General features: G+C 73.6%; 3 protein-coding genes and 1 pseudogene. 3 read left to right on the plus strand and 1 reads right to left on the minus strand.

Annotated features, from left to right (window positions below; all coding sequences use genetic code 11):
• Window positions 1-323 (minus strand): annotated as a pseudogene (locus tag GTW40_RS04390) (PAS sensor protein); the annotation flags it as partial.
• Between the two features lie 218 nt (window positions 324-541).
• Here GTW40_RS04390 and lanKC point away from each other — a divergent pair.
• The 3 genes from lanKC to GTW40_RS04405 form a co-directional block, all read left to right on the plus strand.
• Window positions 542-3,274 carry a class III lanthionine synthetase LanKC gene (lanKC, locus tag GTW40_RS04395; RefSeq protein ID WP_161178819.1) on the plus strand — a complete coding sequence of 911 codons (2,733 nt, stop codon included), beginning with the start codon at window positions 542-544 and terminating at the stop codon, window positions 3,272-3,274.
• Window positions 3,275-3,312: 38 nt separating this feature from the next.
• Window positions 3,313-3,426, plus strand: coding sequence for a SapB/AmfS family lanthipeptide (locus GTW40_RS04400; RefSeq protein WP_018548652.1), 114 nt, complete (start codon window positions 3,313-3,315; stop codon window positions 3,424-3,426).
• A gap of 162 nt (window positions 3,427-3,588) precedes the next feature.
• On the plus strand, window positions 3,589-4,121 hold a 533-nt coding region (locus GTW40_RS04405; protein ID WP_161178820.1), incomplete at its 3' end, for an ABC transporter ATP-binding protein.

A 4,121-nucleotide genomic window follows, 5' to 3' on the forward strand; every position in this document is an offset into this window, starting at 1 on the left:
GGGGGTTCGCCGGGGCCCGACCAGACCGGCCGCCCGGTGCGGTGGGCCTCGGCGACGGGTGAGCGCGCCGTGGCCGGGCAGCCGTCGCGCAGTCCGTACAGCGCGCGCGGGAGGCCCGCGGATTCCACGAGCCGGAGTGTCGCGGGGTCGTCGCCGGGGGCGTAGATCCCCGCGAAGACGGCTCCCGCCAGTACCAGTGCCTGTTCCAGGATCCGGCGGGGCCGGTCCGTGGACGGCATGGCCATGAGCGTGGCGAGGACATGCTCGGCACGCTCGGTTCTCGATCTGCGTACCGCAGCACCCTCGCTCGCCACGTTGGCCATTACAGCGCCTGTGGGGCGTGTGCGCAGCCCCCGTGCACGCCCCAAGTGGTACGAGCATTCGGCGCGTAGCGGTTCGAACACACCTTTACCTGTGCGTTTCGCATGACGATCTGATGACGTGTATGACTGTCCGCGACCAGTCGACTCCTGAGAGTGTCTTCTCGTGCCGGCCGGGACCTCCGGAGCGGCGAACGCAGGGGCGGGAGGGCGACAAGGCCATGGACAAGCGGTACGAGGTGTACGCGCTCGCCGATGGACACTTCTACGACACGCCCGACCGGCTCTCGGCGGAGACGGGCGAGGCGGCACCGCAGTACGCGGCGGCACGCCGCCCGGTGCCGGACGGCTGGCACACGGCCCGCTCCGGGGACTGGCTGACGCTGACCCCGCTCGGCGAGGACGGCGCGCCGGAGCCGGGACCGGCCCAGGGCTGGAAGATCCACTCCTCGGCCACCGCCGCGAACGCCGGCCGGGTCGCGGAGATCGTGTGGGACTACTGCGTACCGCGCCGCATCCCCTTCAAGTTCGTGCCGGGGCCGCATCTGCTGCATCTGCGCAACGCCAAGTACGCGGGCCGCGACACCAGCGGCAAGTTCGTCACCGTCTACCCGGCCGACGAAGAGCAACTGCACCGAATACTCACCGAGTTGGGTGAGCTGCTCGAAGGCGTCGAGGGACCGTACATCCTCACCGATCTGCGCTGGGGCGCGGGCCCGCTCTACGTCCGCCACGGCGCGTTCGCCCGCCGGTACGTCGTCGACGAGCGCGGCTCGCTGGTGCTCGCGGTGGCCGACGGCGAGGGAAACCTCGTGCCGGACCGGCGCGACCCCTCCTTCCAGGTGCCCGAGTGGGTCACGCTGCCGGAGTTCCTGCGGCCGCATCTGGAGGCCCGCAACACCACGACGGTGGGCGAGCTGCCGTACCGCGTGGAGAAGGCGCTGCACTTCTCCAACGGCGGTGGCGTGTACGCCGGTTCGGACATCCGGGACGGCAGCCGCGTGGTGCTGAAGGAGGCCCGGCCGCACGCGGGGCTCGCGGCCGACGGCGCGGACGCGGTGACCCGCCTGGAGCGGGAGAAGGACGCGCTGGAGCTCGTCGCCGGGACAGGGGTGGTCCCCGAGGTCCTCGACTGGCTGACCCTCGGCGAACACCGGTTCCTGGTCATGGAGTTCCTGGAGGGCCGACCGCTCAACTCCTTCTTCGCGGAGCGGCATCCGCTGCTGATACCCGACCCCGATCCGGAGAAGACGGCCGCGTACACGGCCTGGGCGCTCAGGGTGCACGCGGCGGTGGAGCGGGCGGTCGCGGCGGTGCACGAGCGCGGCCTCGTCTTCAACGACCTGCACGTCTTCAACATCATGGTCGCGCCGGACGAGGAGACGGTCCACCTCATCGACTTCGAGGCGGCGGCCCCGGCCGCGGAGAACGGCCGGCAGACGGTCGCCCACCCCGGCTTCTTCGCCCCGCCGGACCGCCGGGGCAAGGACGTGGACCGTTATGCCCTCGCCTGTCTGCGGATCGCCCTGTTCCTGCCGGTGACCTCGCTGTTCGTGGTGGACCGGGGGAAGGCCGCGCATCTGGCCGAGGTGATCGCGGAGCAGTTCCCGGACGTGCCGCGCGCCTTCCTGGACGAGGCGGTCGCCGAGATCACCCGGAACACCCGGGGCGGCGAGGCCCGTCCGGCGACCCCGCTGGTGATGCCGGGCGACTGGCCGCACAGCCGGGACTCGATGGTGAAGGCGCTCCTCGCCTCCGCGACCCCGGAGCGCGCCGACCGGCTCTTCCCGGGCGACATCGCCCAGTTCGCCGACGGCGGCGGTCTCGGCCTCGCGCACGGCGCGGCCGGAGTGCTGTACGCGCTGGCGGCCTGCGGGGCCGACCGGTACGAGGAGGGCGAGCGCTGGCTGCTCCGGCACACCGCTCCCCCACCGCCCGGCACCCCGCTCGGCCTCTACGACGGACTCGCGGGCGTCGCCCTGATCCTCGACCAACTGGGCCACCGGCAACAGGCGTTGGACCTGGTCGACGGCGTCCTGCGCGAGAACTGGCGCAATCTGTCCTCCGACCTGCACGGCGGGCTGGCCGGGCTCGGTCTGGTCCTCGGGCACCTCGCAACCGCCACCGGGGAGAAGGCCCTCGCGGAACACGCCGCCGAGGCCGCCGACATCCTCGTACGACGGCTCGCCGAACCGGTCCCCGACACGCCACGGCGACGGGCGGGACTCATGCGCGGCGCGAGCGGCCCGGCGCTGTTCCTGCTGCGCCGCTACGAGGAGACCGGCGACCCGCGCGCGGCAGCGGCGGCGGCCGAGGCGCTCCGCCGCGACCTGGCCTGCTGCGTCCTGCAGAAGGCGAGCGGCGGCCTGGAGGTCGACGAGGGCTGGCGCACGCTGCCCTACCTCGGGGACGGCAGCGTCGGCATCGGACTCGTCCTCGACGACTACCTCGCGCACACGGGCGCCGACGGCTTCGCCGCCCAGGCCCGCGCGGCGGTTCCCGGCGGCCGCGAACAGACCCTCCTCGCCCACGCGGCGGGCGCGGCACCGGAGTTCGAGCGCGCCCGGGAGGGCATCCTCGCCGCCGCGACCTCCCGCTTCTACGCACAACCCGGTCTCTTCCAGGGACGCGCCGGAATGGTGCTGCACCTCGCGCGCAGTTCGGCGCCGGGTGCCACTCGGGAGCGGCTGGCGCGCCAAGTCGCCGGACTCGGCTGGTTCGCGATGGCCTACCAGGGCCAACTCGCCTTCCCCGGGCACCAGATGATGCGGCTCTCGATGGACCTCGCCACCGGAACGGCAGGCTGTCTGCTCGCCCTCGCCTCGGCGCTCGACGCCGGTACGGACGCGGGCGACGGCACCGGCGCGGGCACCGGCCCGCGCGTGGGCGCCCACCTGCCCTTCCTCCCGCCGCCGAAGGCGGCCCTCACACGCGGCTCCGACCCGGAGTCGTGACACAACCCCGTCCCCATGAATAGGGAGAGGACACCACCATGGCACTGCTCGACCTCCAGGTTCTCGAGTCCGACGACCACACCCTCACCGTCGCGAGCACGGTGAGCCTGCTCTCCTGCGTCTCGGCGGCCAGCGTTCTGCTCTGCCTGTGACCTGACCGGCACCACTCGGCTCCGGGCGGCCTCTCCCCTCGCGGGGAGGGGGCGTCCGGGGCCTTCCCGTTCCCGGGGCGGCTCTCAACGTCCGCTGAAAGACGGGACCTTGACTCCCCTTGACCCGCCCCACCCGCTCGAACCGAGGCGAGGCCGCAGCCGATGACGCCCAGTCCCGACGCCGACGCCACCCGCGGCCTGTCCCGCGCCGTACTCCGCCACGGGGGCCCGCGCGCCACCGCCCTGTTCGCCCTGAGCACCGCCGCGACCGCCGCCGGACTGCTGCTGCCGGCCACGCTGGGGCGGGCCCTCGATCTCCTGCTGGCCCGCGAGGACGCGACCCGCTGGGTGCTCTGGTGCGCGGGGCTCGTCCTGCTGTCGGGGGTGCTGGAAGCCTGCGTGGGTGTCGTCAGCGGCACCCTGGACGCCGGCTCGACAGCGTGGCTGCGCCGTCAAGTCACCGGGCAGGTGCTGGCGTTGGGGCCGCGTGCGGCGGCCCGGTTCGGCGGCGGGGACCTGGTGGCGCGGCTCGTCGGGGGCGCCGCGCAGGCGGGTACGGCCCCGGCGGCACTCGCCGCACTGCTCGCCGAACTCGCGCTGCCATTGGGCGCGTTGGTCGCGCTCGGACTGATCGACTGGCTGCTCGCGGCCGTGTTCCTCACCGGCGCGCCGGTGCTCGCGCTGCTGCTGCGGGC

It is taken from the genome of Streptomyces sp. SID4985 (assembly GCF_009863025.1).
Lineage (GTDB): Bacteria > Actinomycetota > Actinomycetes > Streptomycetales > Streptomycetaceae > Streptomyces.

What these genes read in the sequence shown, in the direction of transcription:
- lanKC (WP_161178819.1), top strand. Translation starts at nt 542, where the DNA reads ATGGACAAGCGGTACGAGGTGTACGCGCTCGCCGATGGACACTTCTAC.
- GTW40_RS04400 (WP_018548652.1), top strand. Translation starts at nt 3,313, where the DNA reads ATGGCACTGCTCGACCTCCAGGTTCTCGAGTCCGACGACCACACCCTC.